The 17,857-nt window shown below is 71.5% G+C and carries 14 protein-coding genes and 1 pseudogene; 9 read left to right on the top strand and 6 right to left on the bottom strand.

Translation table 11 applies throughout. The features are described from left to right. Positions 1-75 precede the first annotated feature (75 nt). From JWR86_RS01860 to JWR86_RS01845, 4 genes are all read left to right on the top strand, one after another. Positions 76-888: a DUF459 domain-containing protein gene (locus JWR86_RS01860; protein ID WP_299559933.1), complete on the top strand. Its 813-nt coding sequence runs from the start codon at positions 76-78 to the stop codon at positions 886-888. 75 nt (positions 889-963) lie between these two features. Continuing rightward, positions 964-2,205 carry a GDSL-type esterase/lipase family protein gene (locus JWR86_RS01855; RefSeq protein ID WP_299559930.1) on the top strand — a complete coding sequence of 414 codons (1,242 nt, stop codon included), beginning with the start codon at positions 964-966 and terminating at the stop codon, positions 2,203-2,205. After that, positions 2,186-3,619, top strand: coding sequence for an MBOAT family protein (locus JWR86_RS01850; RefSeq protein WP_299559927.1), 1,434 nt, complete (start codon positions 2,186-2,188; stop codon positions 3,617-3,619). Before JWR86_RS01855 ends, JWR86_RS01850 begins: the two co-directional genes overlap by 20 nt. 2 nt (positions 3,620-3,621) lie before the next feature. After that, on the top strand, positions 3,622-3,951 hold the full coding sequence (locus JWR86_RS01845; protein ID WP_299559924.1) for a hypothetical protein: 330 nt from the start codon (positions 3,622-3,624) through the stop codon (positions 3,949-3,951). Positions 3,952-3,985: 34 nt separating this feature from the next. Here the strand turns inward: JWR86_RS01845 and JWR86_RS01840 are convergent, their stop codons facing one another. Then, entirely contained in the window at positions 3,986-4,753 is a 768-nt protein-coding gene (locus JWR86_RS01840) for an SDR family oxidoreductase (RefSeq protein WP_299559921.1), read from the bottom strand. An 81-nt stretch (positions 4,754-4,834) separates the two neighbouring features. Here JWR86_RS01840 and JWR86_RS01835 point away from each other — a divergent pair, with 81 nt between their 5' ends. From JWR86_RS01835 to JWR86_RS01825, 3 genes are all read left to right on the top strand, one after another. After that, positions 4,835-5,872 (top strand): L-idonate 5-dehydrogenase, encoded by a 1,038-nt coding sequence (locus JWR86_RS01835; protein WP_299559918.1) that lies wholly within the window; start codon positions 4,835-4,837, stop codon positions 5,870-5,872. Between the two features lie 77 nt (positions 5,873-5,949). Next, positions 5,950-6,759 carry an enoyl-CoA hydratase/isomerase family protein gene (locus JWR86_RS01830; protein WP_299559915.1) on the top strand — a complete coding sequence of 270 codons (810 nt, stop codon included), beginning with the start codon at positions 5,950-5,952 and terminating at the stop codon, positions 6,757-6,759. A gap of 13 nt (positions 6,760-6,772) precedes the next feature. Further along, on the top strand, positions 6,773-8,080 hold the full coding sequence (locus tag JWR86_RS01825; RefSeq protein ID WP_299559912.1) for a hypothetical protein: 1,308 nt from the start codon (positions 6,773-6,775) through the stop codon (positions 8,078-8,080). Here JWR86_RS01825 and JWR86_RS01820 read toward each other — a convergent pair. Further along, positions 8,077-10,056, bottom strand: a complete 1,980-nt coding sequence (locus JWR86_RS01820; protein ID WP_299559908.1) for a capsular polysaccharide biosynthesis protein — start codon at positions 10,054-10,056, stop codon at positions 8,077-8,079. The two genes, JWR86_RS01825 and JWR86_RS01820, sit on opposite strands and share 4 nt — an antisense overlap. A gap of 148 nt (positions 10,057-10,204) precedes the next feature. On the opposite strand from JWR86_RS01820, the gene JWR86_RS01815 reads away from it, so the two are divergent. Further along, a complete protein-coding gene (locus tag JWR86_RS01815; protein ID WP_299559905.1) occupies positions 10,205-11,386 on the top strand; it encodes a pyridoxal phosphate-dependent aminotransferase in 1,182 nt (393 codons plus the stop codon). A 7-nt stretch (positions 11,387-11,393) separates the two neighbouring features. Here JWR86_RS01815 and JWR86_RS01810 read toward each other — a convergent pair whose 3' ends face one another. Then, complete coding sequence (locus tag JWR86_RS01810; RefSeq protein ID WP_299559902.1) at positions 11,394-13,124, bottom strand: cation:proton antiporter; 1,731 nt, start codon at positions 13,122-13,124, stop codon at positions 11,394-11,396. A 169-nt stretch (positions 13,125-13,293) separates the two neighbouring features. On the opposite strand from JWR86_RS01810, the gene thpR reads away from it, so the two are divergent. After that, positions 13,294-13,896 (top strand): RNA 2',3'-cyclic phosphodiesterase, encoded by a 603-nt coding sequence (thpR, locus tag JWR86_RS01805; RefSeq protein ID WP_299559899.1) that lies wholly within the window; start codon positions 13,294-13,296, stop codon positions 13,894-13,896. Between the two features lie 22 nt (positions 13,897-13,918). Here thpR and JWR86_RS01800 read toward each other — a convergent pair whose 3' ends face one another. The 3 genes and pseudogenes from JWR86_RS01800 to JWR86_RS01790 form a co-directional block, all read right to left on the bottom strand. Then, positions 13,919-15,700, bottom strand: a complete 1,782-nt coding sequence (locus JWR86_RS01800) for a hypothetical protein (RefSeq protein WP_299559896.1) — start codon at positions 15,698-15,700, stop codon at positions 13,919-13,921. A 37-nt stretch (positions 15,701-15,737) separates the two neighbouring features. Beyond that, complete coding sequence (locus JWR86_RS01795; protein ID WP_299559893.1) at positions 15,738-16,814, bottom strand: tartrate dehydrogenase; 1,077 nt, start codon at positions 16,812-16,814, stop codon at positions 15,738-15,740. A gap of 93 nt (positions 16,815-16,907) precedes the next feature. Further along, positions 16,908-17,857, bottom strand: a pseudogene (locus tag JWR86_RS01790) (tripartite tricarboxylate transporter permease); the annotation flags it as partial.

The raw sequence follows: 17,857 nt of genomic DNA, 5'->3' as shown, positions 1-17,857 counted from the left end.
GTCCGGGGCGGCGCTGCCGCCGGAGGCGCCGCGCAGGCGGGGCGCCAAGCGCCGCGCAACGGCGGACGCCGAGCGATGACGCGCTTCCTCCTGCCCGCACGAGCCGGGCTGAACCGCCGGCAGGTGCTCGGCGCAGCTGCGGCGTTGCCCCTGGCCGCCTCCGCGGCGGTGGCCGAGACGGCTCCCCCCTCCCCGACCGGGGGCGCAGACAAGATCCGGGTGGCCTTTGTCGGCGATTCCATGGCCGATGGGCTGTGGGGCTCGTTCGTGCGCAGCTTCACCAAGGACAAGTGCCTGCGCGACCACATGGATGGCGGGCGCTACGCGAAAAACGGCACCGGCCTCACCCGGACCGACGGCCACGATTGGGTAGCTCAGGCGCGCCGGATCGCGGACAGCTATGGGCCCGCCTGCGTGGTGGCCTCCGTGGGGCTGAACGACCGCCAGGATGTCGCCGAGGGCGGCCGCAGCCGGGCCCCGTTCGGCACCCCGGCCTGGGACGAGGCCTATCTCGCCCGCGTCGTGCAGTTCCTCCAGGCGGCCGGCTCCAAGGGCGCGGGCGTCATGCTGGTCGGCCTTCCGGCGATGCGGGACGCGGTTCAGCACACGGACGCCCAGGCCAAGAACAAGCTGTTCGCGGACGCGGTCCGGACGGTCGGCGACCCCCGGGTCGTGTTCGTGGAGCCGTGGCAGACCCCGGGCGCGCCCGGAACCTACGCCACAGCCGTTCCGGGCGAGAACGGCCGCGGGCTCGTGCCGGTTCGGGCACCGGACGGCATGCACTTCACCATGGCCGGCTACGACATGGTGTGGGCCTATCTGGTCCCGAAACTGCTGGCCAACCTCAAGCAGACGGGCCGGGCGGCCGGTCTCGACTGCGCCGGCTAAGGGAGAGGCAGGCACGTGCGACGAGGCGCCATAGCATCGGTCTCGGCGGGCTGCCTCCTTCGCCTTGCGGCGGCGATGGCAGTTCTCGTCGCGCCGCACGCGGCCGGGGCGCAGCCGGACGCGCCCGCCCGCCCCGTGTCGATCCTCCAGCTCGGCGACAGCCACACGGCCGCGGATTTTCTGACCGGCCAGGTGCGGCGAGTGCTGCAGGCCGAATTCGGCGACGGCGGCGCCGGCTATGTGGCTCCCGGCAAGCCCCGATCGGGCGTGCGGTCCTCGGCCTTGAAGATCGAGGCGAGTTCCGGCTGGACCTACCAGGGCCTCCAAACGGCCAAGAACGACCGCTCGCATTTTGCGCTGTCGGGTTATGAGGCCACGACGAGCGCTGCCGGCGAAAGCCTGACCTACACGGCCGACCAGCCGGTGAGCTGGGATGTGATCGAGATCGAGACCGTGGCGCAGCCGAAGGGCGGCACGATCGAGATCAGCCTGGACGACAAGGTCGAGAGCGAGGTCGCCCTCGAGGGCACGACCAAGGGGCGGCTGGTGATCCGGCTCACGCCCGAGCATACCCAGGTCGATCGCCTGCAGCGGCTCCGGATCCAGACCAAGACGGCCGACGCGCCGGTCACCATCTCGGGCGTCGCCGTCCGCAACCGCGCGAGCGGCGTGGCCGTGAGCGCCGTCGGGTTTCCGGGCGCCACCATCGACATCGTCAACCGCTACGACGGCGACACCTTCCGGCAGGAGATCCGGCGCCACGCCCCCGACATCGTCGTCCTCGCCTTCGGCACCAACGAGGGCTTCAACGACGATCTGGACCCCACCGCCTATGCGACCCGCTACCGCCGCGTGCTGGGCCGGGTGCGTCGTGCCGCCCCGGGGGCCGCGGTCGTGATCGTAGGCCCGCCGAACGCCAACCGCCTGCCGGCAGGCTGCAAGCAGGAGGCCGCCACGGCGACTTGCCAGAGCTCGCGCGGCCGCGATCCGGGTGCCACCGGTGAGGCGCCGGCTGCGGACGCGGATGGCGGCGGCAGGATGTGCGTGTGGCGGGCTCCGCCCAACCTCGCCCGCGTGCGCGAGGTCCAGCGGCGCATTGCCGAGGAGGAGAAACTGGTGTTCTGGGACTGGGCCGAGGTGATGCCGCCCGAATGCGGGGCGCATGACTGGGCCAAGGCCACGCCCCAGCTCATGGCCGACGACCATGTCCACATGACGATCGCCGGCTACCGCCAGAGCGCGGACAAATTCGTGCCCGTGCTGCGGTCCATGCTGGGGCAGATCCAGAGAAGGCGAGATGCTGTTCCCAACGATTGAGTTTGCGGTCTTTTTCGCCGCCATCTTTCCCGTCGCCTGGGCCCTCAACGAACGCAACACCGCCAAGAAGCTCCTTCTCGTCGCGGCGAGCTACCTGTTCTACTCGTTCTGGGACTGGCGCTTCGTCCTGCTTCTGTTCGGATCGTCGGCCGGCAACTTCCTGATCGGGCTGGTGCTTGCCCGGCTGGACACCGAGCCTCGCCTTCGGCGCGCGGTGCTGATTGCCGGCGTGGGAGCCAATCTGCTGCTCCTGTGCTATTTCAAATACTACAACTTCTTCGCCATCGAGGTGGTGAACTCGCTTGCCACGCTCGGGCTTCGGCTCGACGTGTCGCTGGTCGAGGTCACGCTGCCGGTCGCGATCTCCTTTCTGACCTTCCACGGCATCTCCTACGTGGTGGACGTGTATCGGCGCACGATCCCGGCCACGCGCTCGCTCCTGGACGTGCTGCTCTATGTGAGCTTCTTCCCGCATCTCGTGGCGGGTCCGATCGTGCGGGCCTCGGAATTTCTGCCCCAGGCCGAGCTGCGCTCCGATCCGGATGAGATCGAACTCGGCCGCTCGGCCATGCTGATTCTGGGCGGCCTCTTCAAGAAGGTCGTCATCGCCAACTACATCGGCACGAATTTCGTGGACGGCGTGTTCGCCGATCCGGCCAGCCAGACCTCGCTCGACCTCGTGCTCGCGTCCTACGCCTACGCGATCCAGATCTATTGTGATTTCTCCGCCTATACGGACATCGCCATCGGCGTGGCCTCGCTTCTCGGCTACAAGTTCCCACAGAACTTCGATCAGCCATACCGGGCGACGTCGCTGCGCGAGTTTTGGCGGCGCTGGCACATCACGCTGTCGCGCTGGCTGCGCGACTACCTTTACATCCCGCTGGGCGGCAACCGCCGCGGTCAGCCGCGCGCGCTCGCCAATCTGATGATCACCATGGTGCTGGGCGGCCTGTGGCACGGGGCCAACGTCACCTTCATGATCTGGGGCGCCATCCACGGCGCGGCGCTGGTGCTGGAGCACCTCGTGGCCGGCCGCGGCCGGGACGGTTCGGCCTCGCTGTCCCGGCCGACCTCCCCGGTCCGCGCCGTGCTTGGCTGGCTTGTCACCCTCCACGTGGTCTGCGCGGCCTGGATCTTCTTCCGGTCGCCCTCGCTCGAGGCGGCCTTCACCTATTTCGCGCGGATGGCGCAGTCGGGTGAGTGGACCACCACGATGTCACCCTTCGTGGCGGCCCTCGTCCTGATCGGGGCGGCCACCCAGTTCGTGCCGCCCGACATGCAGCGGCGGCTTGGCCGCGGCTTCGACGCCGCCCCCATGCCGGCCAAGATCGCGCTCTGCACGGCTGCCATCTACGCCATCGCGGTTTTCGCCCCGGCGGGCGTGCCGCCCTTCATCTACTTCCAGTTCTGACCATGCGGCCTCCAGCTCCAGACGACGACGTCCCGCCCCCCTCCGGGCTCGCCATCACCATCCCGGTGGCCCGCCCCCGTCCGCACGCCCTGCGCCAGGCGGCCGTGACGATCTACGTGACCCTGCTGCTGCTCGGCCTCCTGATCCCCGGCAGCATCGTCGGCGCGCTGCGCGAGCGGCCGCCCGGCCCCGTCACCGACGTGGCGCTGGCCCTGGCGGAGCCGATCCACGCCGGGCTCGAGCGGCTCGGCGTCCCCGCCCTGTACGGCGCCTTGAAGGAGCGCTTCCGGGCGGTGTCCTGCGGCGCCCCCGACAGCGGCAATCCCTGCTGAGCGGCCGCCGCCGCGAGAGCGTGGCCCGCCGCGCCTAGAGCGTGGCCAGCACGCCGCCATCCACATACAGCACCTGGCCGTTGACGAAGTCGGAGGCCCCGGAGGCGAGAAAGATTGCCGCGCCCTGCAGCTCCTCCACCCGGCCCCAGCGGCCGGCCGGGGTGCGGGTCTTCAGCCAGGCGTCGAAGGCCGGGTCGTCCACGAGAGCCTGGTTCAGCGGCGTCACGAAATAGCCCGGCCCGATGGCGTTCACCTGGATGCCGTGCCGCGCCCAATCGGTGCACATGCCCTTGGTCAGGTTCTTCACCGCGCCCTTGGAAGCCGTGTAGGGCGCGATCGAGTAGCGGGCGGCCTCGCTCTGCAGGCTGGCGATGTTGATGATCTTGCCGCGGCCGCGCGGGATCATATGCCGGGCGACCGCCTGGCCGACATAGAACACGCTGTCGAGATTGATCCGCATGATCTCGCGCCAGGTCTCGACGGGGAAGTCCTCGAGCGGCCGGCGGCGCTGGATGCCGGCATTGTTGACCAGGATGTCGAGGGGGCCGACCTCCCGCTCGATCCGGTCCACCGCCGCCCCGACCGCCTCCGGATCCGAGACGTCGAAGGCCGCAGCCTCCGCGGCGATGCCGTCTGTCCGGAGCGAGGCCACGGCCGCCCGCAGCCGCCCCTCCTCGCGCCCGTTCAGGACCAGCCGCGCCCCGGCCGCGCCAAGGCCGCGGGCCAGCGAAAGGCCGATCCCCTGGCTCGACCCGGTGACCAGCGCCGTCCGGCCGGAGAGATCAAAGAGCGTGAGCGACACGGGCACCTCCCAGGAGGGGTGGCTTGCCGGCCACCTCGTTGTGGGGAAGTGTGACGGACTTACCGGGACGGGAGAAGAGCCATGCGGGCCGCCGTGATCCATGCCGCCCGCGACCTGCGGCTCGACGACGTCCCCGAGGGGGAGCTCGGCCCCGACGAGGTCAGGATCACCTTCGGGGCGGGCGGGATCTGCGGCTCCGACCTGTCATATTACGGCAAGGGCCGGGTCGGCGACTTCGCCGTTCGCCGGCCCATGGTGCTCGGTCACGAGGTCGCCGGCACCGTCCTCGAGACGGGCCGCGCGGTGGCCGGTCTCGCGCCCGGGATGCGGGTCGCCGTGGATCCGAGCCGGCCGTGCCTCTCCTGCGCGGATTGCCGGGAGGGTCGCGGCCATCTCTGCCGCGACATGCGCTTCTTCGGCTCCGCGGCGCGCGATCCGCATGTCCAGGGCGCCTTCAGCGAGCGCTTCGTGGCCCGGGCCGACCAATGCGTGCCGGTGCCCGACACGGTGCCGATGCGGGTGGCGGCTACAGCCGAGCCGCTGGCCGTGGCCCTGCACGGGATCCGCCGGGCCGGCGAGCTTCTCGGCCGGGACGTGGTGGTGGCCGGCGCCGGGCCGATCGGCCTCCTCCTCGTCATGGCCGCGCGGCTCGCCGGGGCCGCCCGCATCACCGTCACCGACCTTGCCGAGGAGCCGCTCCGCATCGCGCGCGAAATCGGGGCGGCCGAGACGATCCGTGTCGGGCAGGAGCCCGACGGGCTGGCCCGCTACGAGGCCGACCGCGGCCGGTTCGACGTCGCACTGGAGGCCACGGGCGCGCCCGCGGCGCTCGCCTCCCTGTTCCGTGTGGTGCGGCCGGGCGGCCGCGTGGTGCAGATCGGCATGATGCCGCCTGGGGACGTGCCGGTTCCGGTGAACCGACTGATGGCGCGCGAAATCGACTTCGTCGGCAGCTTTCGCTTCGGGGCGGAGTTTCGAACCGCGGTTGCCCTTCTGGCGAGCGGGCGGATCGATGTGGCCCCGATCCTGTCGGCTGAGATGCCGGCCTCCGACCTCCCGGCAGCCTTCGCCCTCGCGGCCGACCGGACACGGGCGATCAAGGTGCATCTGCGCTTCTGACGAGCGGGTTGCCAACCACGCGGCCTGGGTGGGAAACAACCAGGCCGGCGCCAGAATGGCGCTCACCGAGGTCACCCATGAGCGCCCAGATCGCCCCGGACCCCTCCGCCGACAACGACCTTCTCTACGCGGTGGACGACGGCATCGCCCGCATCACCTTCAACCGGCCGCAGGCCCGCAACGCCCTCACCTTCCGGATGTATGAGCGGATGGCCGAGATCTGCGCCGCCGCCAGCGACGACCCCGAGATCAAGGTCGTGCTGCTCACCGGGGCCGGCGACAAGGCCTTCGCGGCCGGCACCGACATCTCCCAGTTCCGGGCCTTCAAGGGTCCCGAGGACGCGCTTGAATACGAGGGGCGCATCGACCGGGTGCTCGGCATCCTGGAGAGCTGCCGCAAGCCCACCATCGCGGCCATCGCCGGGGCCTGCACGGGCGGCGGGGCCGGGATCGCCGCCTGCTGCGACATCCGCATCGGCACGGCCTCCACCCGCTTCGGCTTCCCGATCGCCCGCACGCTCGGCAACTGCCTGGCGGTCTCCAACATCGCCCGCCTGACAGCCCTGATCGGCCCGGCTCGGGTCAAGGACCTGATCTTCACGGCCCGTCTGGTGGACGCCCAGGAGGCGCTGGCGGTCGGGCTGTTGAGCGAGGTGGTGCCCGATGCCGAGGCGTTGGCCGTCCGCGCCACCGAACTCGCCCGCACGGTGGCCGGCAACGCGCCCCTGACGCTGCAGGCCACCAAGGAAGCGATCCGTCGCCTCGGCCACCGCATGACCCGCGAAGAGGGCCATGACCTGATCCTGATGTGCTACACGAGCCAGGATTTCCGCGAGGGCATGGACGCCTTTTTGAACAAGCGCGCGCCGCGCTGGCGCGGCGTGTAGCGGCCCCGGCGAGGTGGACGAGGCGCTCGGAATCGGCCTTCGCCTCGTCGGCATCTTCTATCTTCTGGCCGCCCTGTTCGGTTTGCGGGCGGTCGCCATGGACCGCCTCCTGTCCGAGGCTCTGAACGCCCTCACCCTGGGCGAGCAGGGGACTTCGCCCGGGGAGCGGCACCGGCAACACTACCTTCTGGCGAGTTCGATCGTGACCGGCTGGGCCGCCATCGCGCTCTGCGCCGGACTTGCGGCCGCCGCGCCGCTTCTGGCCCTCGCCTGGGCCGGCCAGATCGCCTTCCTGCTCGCCGCGCCGCGCTACGTCGATCCGGACGACCCGCCCCCGCCCGAAGCCCGGCGGACGAGCTGGATCGCCTGCGCCGCGTTCGGCGCGGTGGCCGGGCTTGGCGGCCTGGCCGCCTGGAACGGGGTGCTCCGGCCGGTGGCCGAGCAGCCCTGGGTCGCGGCCGTCGCGGGCACGGCCGCCCTTCTGCTGACCGGCTACGCGGCCTGGCTCTTCGCCGGCATGCCGGGCCGACGCCCACGGCCGGCACCGACCGGAGACCCGAACGGCACCCCCCTCGCCCAGGATGAAGACCTTCCGGCCGAGCCGAGCGCGCAGATCCTGGCGCTGGAGAGCGGGACGCTGCGCGTCGTCCTGACGCCCTCGTGGAACCTCGGCGCCCTGCGCGAGGCCGCCACGGGTGCGCCGCTCGAGTGCGGGATCCAGGAGCGGCTCGTATCCGACGACGTGTCGCATCTGATCGAGAACTGGCTCTCGCTGTTCCGCGAGGTGGCGGATCCGACCGATCCACGGCGGTGCCGGATCCGGACCCCGGACGGGTTGGCCCGGCTGGAGGCGCTCGGCCGGCCGCTCCAGGCGAGGCTCGTCGCTGAACTCGGCCCGGACCGCGTGACGTTCGATCCGGCGCCCCGTCCCGTTGGCCCGGAGGAGGAGATCACGGGCGGGCTCGACGTCATGTCGGACTACCAGTGCCACCCGGTCTGGTTTGACGAGCCGGATCGCTTTGGCTGCGTGGCGCCGGACGCCCTCGGCATCTCGTGGTCGCTCGCGCGCGATCTGGATTCCTGGGCGGCTGAGCGGGACGGCTCGTTCAACCTCGAGGATCCCGGCGGCCCGCCGCTCTGGTCGGAGGCGCAGGAGGCGGATTTCGAGGAGCGCGGCCGCCAGCTCGCCCTCCGGCTCGTCCGCGAGCTCGCTGCCACTGAGCGGGCGCATATTCGCGTCTCGGTCTGGACGGCCGGCCAGCGCCGGCCCGTGTCAGACGCTGGGCCGGGCCTCCCCGGACCGGCCAGCGCAACGGGCTAGGGCCGCAGCAGGCGCCGCCAGACGAAGGACCAGACCTGCTTGAGATAGCCTTCCACGCGGCGCTCCCGGCGCGTCAGCTTGGGGTCGCCCGTGCGCAGCCTGCGGGCCAGCACCTCGGGCGTGCAAGGCAGGCCCGTCGGCGGGTCGACGTAGCGCGGATAGAGGATCAGCGCGCCGGCGACCAGTTCGTCCAGGCTCAGCCGCCGGGTGCGGCGGGGACAGGACGGGCTCTCCGTCAGACCCCAGCCCGCATAGAAGGGCAGACCGTGCGTGGCCACCGGCTTGCCGCGCAGCAGCGCTTCGAAGCCCAGCAGCGAGGTCGCAACCTCGATCTGGTCGGCGGCGTCGATCGCGTCCGGAGCCGCCACGTCCCGCAGCACCAGATCGGCCAGACCGGCCAGGTCCGCCGCCGGCACGTAGCCGGGCCGAAGGCCCGCCTCCACGTCGGGATGCGGCTTGTACACCAGGTAGGCCTCGGGGTGGCGCTCGCGGGCGCGGCGCAGGAGGCCGAGATTGCCCGCCACCGTGGTTTCGCCGCGGGCGATGGAGGCGTCGTCCTCCACCTGTCCGGCGACCAGCACCACGCGCCGATCCGGCGGCAAGGGCGGCATCGCCGCCGTGCCCACATTGTACTTGCTGAGCCGCGCCCCGACCACGAGCTCGCGCAGAGCGCGCGCCCGGTCCAGCAAGGCTGCGTCGAACTCGCCCGTCTCCAGCAACCGTTCGAGGTCGCTCGGCCCCGTGGCGTCGTAATAGACGCCCGCTCCGTCGAGCACGTAGGAGGCACCCTGCCGCAACCCCACGCCGAGACCGATCGAGCGCAGGAAGCCGTCCTCCATCCGGAGCAGCGGGATTCCGGCCTGCCGGCAGCTCTCGTCCGTGCCGGCCGGCGAGCGGCTCGACCAGACCACCGCCCGCTCTGCGTCCCGGAGTTCGCCGGGCGTCACGGTCGCGGCGGTCGAGATCCGCGGCGCAAAGCCCGGCGCGCCGAGGGTGCGGCCGAGCCAGGGGGTTTTCCAGGGCGCGAAGCCAAAACAGACGGTCCGGATGGCGTTCTCGCGATGGCGCGTGCGGACCAGTTCGAGCAGGTCCAGCGCCTGCTCGAACCGGATCGGCCGGCCTTCATAGGGCTCGAAATAGCGTGAGTAGAGCAGATAGGCGGCGGCGAAGACCTCCGTCACGCTGCGCCGGCTGGTGCGGCGCGGCGTCAGCAGCCGATCGTCGGTGAACCCCCAGCCGGAATAGAAGGTGACGCCGAAGCAGGTCACCGCCTTGCGGGCCAGGGCGGCCTCGAAACCCACATGAGCGGCCACGCAATAGAGCCGTCGGCAGCTTTCCGCGACCGACCAGCTTTCGACCGGGTCGCTCACCAGCGGAATTCCGGCCGCTGCAGCCGCCGCCTCCAGATGGCCCTGTCCGGACCCGATCGGCGCGGCGGGGTCGCGCACCACCACGATTTCCGAATCCGGGTTCTCGGCTCGGGCCGCGTCCAGCATGAGCCGGAACCGTTCCGGCCCGGCCAGCGCGAAGCCCGGGCCGAGATCCTCCCGGGGCTGGTCGATCACCACCACCAGGTCCGCGGCCGTGCCGCGGGGGCGGCCGAGCCGTTCGAGGGCGAGTTCCAGAGGAATGCGGCGCGGATCGTTGCACAGGGACAGGCGCCGGCGACGGAGCTGGACGGTGCCGTGCTCCGCCCGGGCCATCAATTCGGAGGCCTGCCAGCCGCCCTCCTGCAGGACGGTCTCGAGTTCGCTCGCGGCGGTCGCGTCGTAATAGATGCCAAGCCCGTCCACGACGTAGCTCAGGGGACGGCCGCGGCTGCCGGCCGGCAGACGCAGAAAGCCGGCCTCCCAGCGGTCGCTCGGCCGGATGCGGCGCGAGGTCGGCTCGCTCGCCAGGCGCTGCCGGCGCCGCGAGGCCTTCGGAGGCTCTTCGGCGCCGTTCGTGCGCGGCTCGATCCGTTTCAGCTTGCTCAACCGGTCCCGTCCCGCTGCCGCCCATCCCGGTCCGGCCGGCGCCCCTCATAACGGCAGACGGGAGCAGGCGCACCCCTCGACTGTTCAAGCCGGGCCGCTTCGGCCATATCCCGGCCGACGTGCCGGAGTGCACGCGAGGAGGCGCGCCATGCTGCACACGGTGGGGAATTTCGACCGGATCGGCGAGGAAAACGCCTTCGCGGTGCTGGCACGGGCAACCGACCTCGCGGCAGCCGGGCGCGACATCGTCAATCTGGGGATCGGCCAGCCCGACTTTCCCACCCCGCCTCACATCGTCGAGGCGGCCGTGAAGGCGCTGCGCGACGGCCAGCACGGCTACACGCCGGCGACCGGCATCCTGCCGCTGCGCGAGGCGGTGGCTGCCGACCTGCACCGTCGGCTGGGCGCCGAGGTCTCGCCCGGCCAGGTGATGATCGTGCCGGGCGGCAAGGTGACGATGTTCGCCGCCATCCTGATGTTCGGCGAGCCCGGCGCCGAAATCCTCTATCCGGACCCCGGCTTCCCGATCTACCGCTCCATGATCGAGTACACGGGCGCGACCCCGGTCGCGGTGCCGATCCGGGAGGAGAACGGCTTCGCCTTCTCGGCCGAGGAGACGCTGGCGCTGCTGACCCCGCGCACGCGGCTTCTGATCCTGAACTCGCCGGCGAACCCGACCGGGGGCGTGACGCCGAAGCGCGAGATCGACGCGCTGGTCGCGGGCCTCGCCCGGTTCCCGGACGTGGCCGTCCTGTCCGACGAGATCTACGGCACCATGACCTATGACGGCGAGGAGCATGTCAGCCTCCTCGCCTATCCGGAAATCCGCGACCGGCTGATCTATCTGGACGGCGCCTCCAAGACCTACGCCATGACCGGCTGGAGGCTCGGCTGGTCGGTCTGGCCGGCCCGCCTCTACGACATGGCCCGCAAGCTCGCCGTGAACTCCTTCTCCTGCGTCAATGCCCCGACGCAATGGGCCGGGGTCGCGGCGCTGAACGGACCACAGGATGCCCCGCGCGAGATGATGAAGGCCTTCGACCAGCGCCGCGCCCTGGTGGTGGAGGGATTGAACCGGCTCCCCGGCGTGTCCTGCATCACGCCCAAGGGCGCCTTCTACGCCTTCCCCAACGTGTCCCGCACAGGCTGGAAGGCGAAGCCCCTCGCGACGGCGCTGCTGGACAGCGCCGGCGTCGCCACCATCGGGGGGCCGGATTTCGGCATCCACGGCGAAGGCTTCATTCGGGTGTCCTACGCCAACTCGGCCGAGAACATCGCGCGCGCCCTCGACCGGATGCAGACATTCCTGAGCGAACGCCGCGCCGGCTGAGCAGGCCTCAGCTCGCCGCCGGGAGCGGCCCGGCCTGGTTCATCTCGGTCCGCCGGTCAGCCACGTCGCTGATCGCGGCCGTGAGCTCCGGATGCCGGTCCAGGAAGAACAGGAGGTCGCGCCGGCTCAGCATCTCGAACTCGCAATAGTCGATCGCCGTCACGTCGGCGGTGCGGGGATTGCCGGACAGCACCCCCATCTCCCCGAAGAAGTCGCCGGCCTTGAGCCGCACCGAACCGTTCGGCAGCGACACCTCGACCTCGCCGGAGGCGATGAAGAAGATCTCGTGCGCAGCGTCGCCGCGCCGGATGATGCGCTCGCCGGGCGAGGCGCGCCGCGGCACGAACAGATCCGTGAGCTCGGCGCGAGCCTCGGGCGGCAGCCGCCCGAAAATCGGGAAGCGGTCACCGACCTCCTCGGAGCTGAGCGACACGCGGTGCGGTGCCAGCGCCTCGGCCTCGGCCCGCCGCTGCTCCAGCGCACGTTCGAGCCGGGCGAATTTCGCCTGCCGGCGCGCCCGCCCGGCGAAGCGGGCGGGCAAGGCTGTGACCCAGCCCGAGACGGGGCCAATCGCCAGAAAAGCGAGCGGGTTCAGCATAATCGACAAGATCGCGCCGGCCAGGATGAGATCCCGCCCCTCCACCGGCATGAGGCCGAGCGCGATGCCGAGCGCGGCCAGGATGAAGGAGAACTCTCCGATCTGGGCGAGGCTTGCCGCCACCATCGCGGCCGTCGGGGCGGGGTAGCCGAGCAGCAGCACGATGACCATCGCCACCAGCGACTTGCCGACCACGATGATCAGCAGCGTGAGCAGCACCGCCAGCGGGTCGCGCCACAGCACGGAGGGGTCGAACAGCATGCCGACCGAGACGAAGAACAGAACCGCGAAGGCATCCTGCAGCGGCAGCGATTCGGTCGCGGCCTTGTGGCTGAATTCGGATTTCGACAGCACCATGCCGGCGCAGAACGCGCCAAGCGCGAAGGACACGCCGAACATCGTCGCGGCCAGGTAGGCGATCCCGAGCGCCGCAGCCAGGACGGCCAGCGTGAAGAGTTCGCGTGACCCAAGCCGCGCCACCTGCCGCAGCATCGGTGGCATGAGCCGCGGCCCCGCGATCAGCATCAGCAGCAGGAAGGCGCCGACCTTGACGATGGTGATGAGGCCGGCCAGCAGGGCGCCGCCGCCCGAAACCGGCTCGGCCACCTTGCCGCCGAGCAGGCCGGCGAAGGCCGGGATCATCACCAGGGCCAGGACCATGGCTAGGTCCTCGACGATGAGCCAGCCGACCGCGACGCGGCCGTTCGCCCCCTCGAGCGCGTTACGCTCCTCCAGTGCCTTGAGAAGCACGACCGTGCTGGCGACCGAAAGCGCCAGCCCAAAGACGAGCCCGCCGCCAAAGCTCCAGCCCCACAGCAGGGCGACCAGGGCGCCGATGGCGGTGGCCGCGACGATCTGAGCGATGGCGCCCGGCACCGCGATCCAGCGGACGGCCTTGAGATCGTCGAGCGAGAAATGGAGGCCGACCCCGAACATCAGCAGAATGACGCCGACCTCGGCGAGCTGGCTGGCTAGGCCGGCATCGGCGACCGGACCCGGCGTGCTTCCGCCGAGCGCGATGCCGGCCACGAGGTAGCCGACGAGCGGCGGCATGCGGAGCCGGGCGGCCACGAAGCCGAAGGCGAAGGCCATGACGAGGCCGAGGACAATCGTCACCAGGAGGCCGGCCTCGTGATGCATCCGTGGTCCTCCGCCGCCTGTCGTCGGCTTTCCACTTAGCCGCCCCGGCCACCGCGTACCACCCCGGGCCAGGGGCGGGCGCCGCAGGCCGATTGTTGACACCCGATCCGGCCGGGTTGCGGGGGGGCGCCGTCGCCGCAAGGATGCGGGGCCAGATCAGGAGCTCTCGATGCCCCGCCTGTTCACCGCCCTGGAGATCCCTGCCGGCATCGCTGACGAACTCGCCTCGCTGCGGGGCGGCGTTCCGGGCGCGCGCTGGATCGAGCCTGCCCATTACCACGTCACCCTGCGCTTCCTGGGCGATGTCGATCACGGCACGGCCCGCGATGCGGCAGCGCTGCTCGGCGAGGCGCGGCACCGCTCGGCCCTCACCCTGTCGCTGGACGCGCTGGGCGTGTTCGGCGGCGACCGGCCCCGGGCGCTGTACGCCCGGGTGGTGCCGACCCCCGAGCTCACCCGCTTCCAGGCCGAGCAGGAGAAGCTGCTGCGCCGGGCCGGTCTGCCCCCCGAGACCCGGAAGTTCACGCCGCACGTCACCCTGGCGCGGCTGAGGGATGTGCGGCCGGGCGACATCGCCGCCGCCATCGCGCGGCACGGCCGCTTTCCGCCTTTGTCCTTCACGGCGACCCGGTTCGTGATCTTCTCGGCCCGCGACTCGGTTGGCGGCGGCCCCTATCTGGTGGAAGCGGCCTACCCGCTGGCGCCGGCGGCGTCCGCCTCCCGCGAACCGCCCGCAGCCGGGAACGCCGCCCGGGCCGCCTCCATGGCCTGAGCACGGCTGCCGTTGCGGCAGGTCACGGTCGGGACGCCCCCCGGGGCGCTTCGGCCGGCGCGGTCGGTGGCGAGGCCCGATAGGGCGTGCGCGAGCGCTGCACGCCGATGCGCCAGTCTCCTGTCTCCAGGACCATCGCCCCGGCCGCGGCCCGAGAGGCCTGGACGAGGCGCCCGTAGCTGAGCGGGCCCGCCCCCATCCGATCGCGCAGCCTCCGGAGAGCGGCCAATGTCTGTTCCGAACGGGCGGCGGCGAGGTCGAAGGCGCCTTCGAGCCGCAGGCCGCGTGCCGCCAGAAACACCGACGGCAGAGTGATCAGGAGAGCGAGCAGCACCGCCTCGATGCCGGGCGCACCAGCTCCCAACAGGCCCTGGCCGAACAGCGCCAGACTGGCACCCGCAATGCACAGCACGGAGCCGGCCGCGATCTGGCGCAGCCGCCGGCTGAGGCTCCGGAAGCGAAGGGCTGCGCTTTCGTGGTACCGGATCTGGCCCGCGATCTCGACCTCGGCCAGGTGCCGGAAGGCCTGGCGGACCACCTCGTCGCTGACCACGCCCGCGGGGACCTCGGCGCGCCTCAGACGACGGTGGCACCAGCGCATCCAGGCGGGGTCGGCCGACTCGCCCTCGACCTCGAGCCGGCCAAGACCGATCCCGAGCGGGAGCAGGAAGCGGTCGCAGCGCAGGCGCTCGCCGAGCGAGCGGTAATCCAGCCAGCGCTCGCTCCACCGGCCCCGGGTCGCGAATGCCGCCTCGGTGATGGTCAGCGTCATGACCACGGCCTGAACCCCGAGCCAGCCCAGGCTCATCTGCGGCGCCACGATCGCCAGCACGGCGATCATCAGGGCGCCGAAGGCCGGCCCGGAATAGCGCAGAACTGTGCCGGACCGGGCGCGCCGGCCATAGAAGGCCGCGAGCTGCTCCATGCGGGCATGCCGCCGGGCCTGACCGGCGACGCCGCTCGCTGCCTCGGGCGAGATGCCGCCGGCGATCTGCTCGGCCCTCGCCCATTCCTCGGCCGGGCCGAGCCCCGGCACGTCCTCGCCCGACGGCCGCGGCCTGGCCGCCAGGAGCAGGAAGGCGGGGTATTCGGGCCGGCGCGATCCGACCCGGCCCGGTTCGGCCAGGCAGTCGCGCAGCGCCTGCCTCTCCTCCGGGCCAGAGGGCGGCGCGAAGGCGCGCGCCAGAACCGCCTCGAGATTGTCCGCGAGTCCGACGCGCGGCAGCCGCGCGGCAAGCGCGGGCAGAAGCCGTTCAGCCGGGTCGTCGACCACCTGGACCGGGCCGCCGGCCCGGCGCAGCAGCACCGGCAGGCGCCGCTCCACCGCCTCCTGGAGGATGGCTCCCGCCGAACCCGGCCGCGCATCGGGCTGCCCGTCCCAAGAGGCCAGAAGGAGGTCGCTCTGGTCGAGCAGCGCGTCGGCCCGTTCTGCGGCCACATCCGGATCTCCGGCCGGCCCGGGCAGCCACAGCACGCGCGCGCCCTCGTCCGTAGGCCGCGGCTCGCCGGCCCCGATCAGGCCGAGTTCACCTCCGATGGGCAGCAGGATCTCGGCCAGGCCGCGCTCGACCTCCGCCGACCCCGCCCGCACCACGAGCCGGATTCGCGGCCGCGCTCCCGAAAAGAACTCCGCATCCCGCGCCACGATCCGGCCGCAGGCCTCCGACAGCGTTGCGAGAACCGGGGCCAGCTCGGCCACGAAACCGGGATCGCAATCCTCCCCCACGATCCCGACCGCCAGCACCGGGTCCGGCCGGAACAGGGCCGGGCCGGCCGGGTCGGGCCGGGATGCGGCGGGGGCCACGGCCGCCCTCCTGGGCCCTGTTCCCGTCGCCCTGCCTCTAGGCGTTGTCGCCCCGGATGGCCGCCACCACGGCATCCGTGACCTGCCGGGTGGTGGCCTGCCCGCCGAGATCCGGCGTGTGCAGGGACGGATCGGCCGTGACGCGCTCGATGGCGCGCATCAGCCGGGCAGCGGCCCGTGGCTCGCCGAGATGGTCGAGCATCAGGGTGGCGGTCCAGAACGTGCCGATCGGGTTCGCGATGCCCTTGCCGGTGATGTCGAAGGCGGAACCGTGGATCGGCTCGAACATGGAGGGGAAACGCCGCTCCGGGTTGATGTTGGCCGTTGGCGCGATGCCGAGCGAGCCGGCCAGCGCGGCCGCGAGGTCCGACAGGATGTCGGCGTGGAGGTTCGTGGCCACCACCGTGTCCAGTGTCTCCGGCCGCAGCGTCATTCGCATGGTCATGGCGTCGACCAGCATCTTGTCCCAGGTCACGTCCGGGAACTCGGCCGCGACCTCGGCCGCGATCTCGTCCCACATCACCATGGCGTGGCGCTGGGCGTTCGACTTCGTGACCACGGTCAGGAGCTTGCGGGGGCGCGAGCGGGCGAGCGCGAAGGCGTAGCGCATGATGCGGGCGACGCCGGCCCGGGTCATCATGGACACGTCGGTCGCGACCTCCTCGGGCAGGCCGCGATGCACGCGCCCGCCGACGCCCGCATACTCGCCCTCGGAATTCTCGCGCACGATGACCCAGTCGAGTTCCGGCCCCGAGACGTTGCGGAGCGGGCTGGTGATGCCGGGCAGGATCCGGGTCGGCCGGACGTTGGCGTATTGGTCGAAGGGCTGGCAGATGGCGAGCCGCAGGCCCCAAAGCGTCACGTGGTCGGGCACGTCCGGAGCGCCGACCGCGCCGAAGAAGATGGCGTCGTGGTCACGGATCGCTGCGAGCCCGTCCGCCGGCATCATGACGCCGTGCCGCCGGTAATAGGCGGACCCCCAGTCGAAATGGTCGAAGGTGAAGCGCAGGCCCTCCCGCTCGGCCAGGGCCTCCAGCACCTCGATCCCGGCGGCGATCACCTCCTGGCCGATCCCGTCTCCCGGGATGGCGGCAATGCGGTGCGGTCTGACCAAGGCGGGACTCCGGGCGCTGGGGGGCTCGGGACGGGCCTCGGTGCGGCCGGGACCTGTCCCCGACCGCAGAGTAAGCCGCCGCGGGGGACGGCGCTACTGCGCCGGCAGCGCCCGGCGGGGCGCGAGTTTGCCCACCACCGTCGAGAGCATGGGCCAGAACAGCATGACCAGCGCCAGCGTCACGATCGAGCCGACCAGCCCGTTGGCCCAGAAGATCGTCAGGCTACCCTGCGACAGGAGCATCGCCTGGCGGAACGAGCTCTCGGCCATGTCGCCGAGCACCAGCGCAAGGACGAGGGGCGCCAGCGGGTAGGACAGCTTCTTGAACACGTAGCCCACCACCCCGAAGATCAGCATCACGATGATGTCGCCGAAGGCATTGTGCACCGTATAGGCCCCGACGGCGCAGATCACGAGGATGATGGGTGCGATGATGCTGAACGGGATGCGCAGGATCGCGGCGAAGAGCGGCACCGTGGTCAGCACGACGATCAGCCCGGCCACGTTCGAGATGTAGATCGAGGCGATCAGACCCCACACGAAGTCCTTCTGCTCGACGAACAGCAGGGGCCCGGGCTGCAGACCCCAGATCAGCAGCCCGCCCAGCAGCACGGCTGCCGTCGGCGAGCCCGGGATGCCCAGCGTCAGCATGGGCAGGAGGGCACTGGTTCCGGCCGCGTGGGCCGCGGTCTCAGGCGCGACGACGCCCTCGATCTGGCCCGTGCCGAACTTCCCGCCGTCCTTGGAGAAGCGCTTGGCCAGGCCGTAGCTCATGAAGGACGCCGGCGTCGCTCCGCCCGGGGTGATGCCCATCCAGCAGCCGACCATGGAGGAGCGGATCATGGTGAGCCAGAGCCGCGGCAGCTGCTTCCAGGTCTCGAGCACCACCCGCGGGTCGATCTTGGCCCGGGTGCCCTAGAAGGCGAGGCCCTCCTCCATGGTGAGGAGGATTTCACCAACCCCGAACATGCCGATCACCTCCACCATGAAGTCGAACCCCCGAAGGAGCACGAACGACCCGAAGGTCAATCGCAGCAGCCCGG

The organism is Enterovirga sp. (assembly GCF_028290205.1).
Taxonomy (GTDB): domain Bacteria; phylum Pseudomonadota; class Alphaproteobacteria; order Rhizobiales; family Beijerinckiaceae; genus Enterovirga.
Note: the sequence above shows the minus strand (reverse complement) of the source record. Positions and strands in the feature narration are given on the sequence as shown.

Excerpts from the sequence above, each read along its gene's own strand:
- JWR86_RS01860 (WP_299559933.1), top strand. The coding sequence starts at position 76 with ATGACGCGCTTCCTCCTGCCCGCACGAGCCGGGCTGAACCGCCGGCAG.
- JWR86_RS01855 (WP_299559930.1), top strand. The coding sequence starts at position 964 with ATGGCAGTTCTCGTCGCGCCGCACGCGGCCGGGGCGCAGCCGGACGCG.
- JWR86_RS01850 (WP_299559927.1), top strand. The coding sequence starts at position 2,186 with ATGCTGTTCCCAACGATTGAGTTTGCGGTCTTTTTCGCCGCCATCTTT.
- JWR86_RS01845 (WP_299559924.1), top strand. The coding sequence starts at position 3,622 with ATGCGGCCTCCAGCTCCAGACGACGACGTCCCGCCCCCCTCCGGGCTC.
- JWR86_RS01835 (WP_299559918.1), top strand. The coding sequence starts at position 4,835 with ATGCGGGCCGCCGTGATCCATGCCGCCCGCGACCTGCGGCTCGACGAC.
- JWR86_RS01830 (WP_299559915.1), top strand. The coding sequence starts at position 5,950 with ATGAGCGCCCAGATCGCCCCGGACCCCTCCGCCGACAACGACCTTCTC.
- JWR86_RS01815 (WP_299559905.1), top strand. The coding sequence starts at position 10,205 with ATGCTGCACACGGTGGGGAATTTCGACCGGATCGGCGAGGAAAACGCC.
- JWR86_RS01810 (WP_299559902.1), bottom strand. The coding sequence starts at position 13,124 with ATGCATCACGAGGCCGGCCTCCTGGTGACGATTGTCCTCGGCCTCGTC.
- thpR (WP_299559899.1), top strand. The coding sequence starts at position 13,294 with ATGCCCCGCCTGTTCACCGCCCTGGAGATCCCTGCCGGCATCGCTGAC.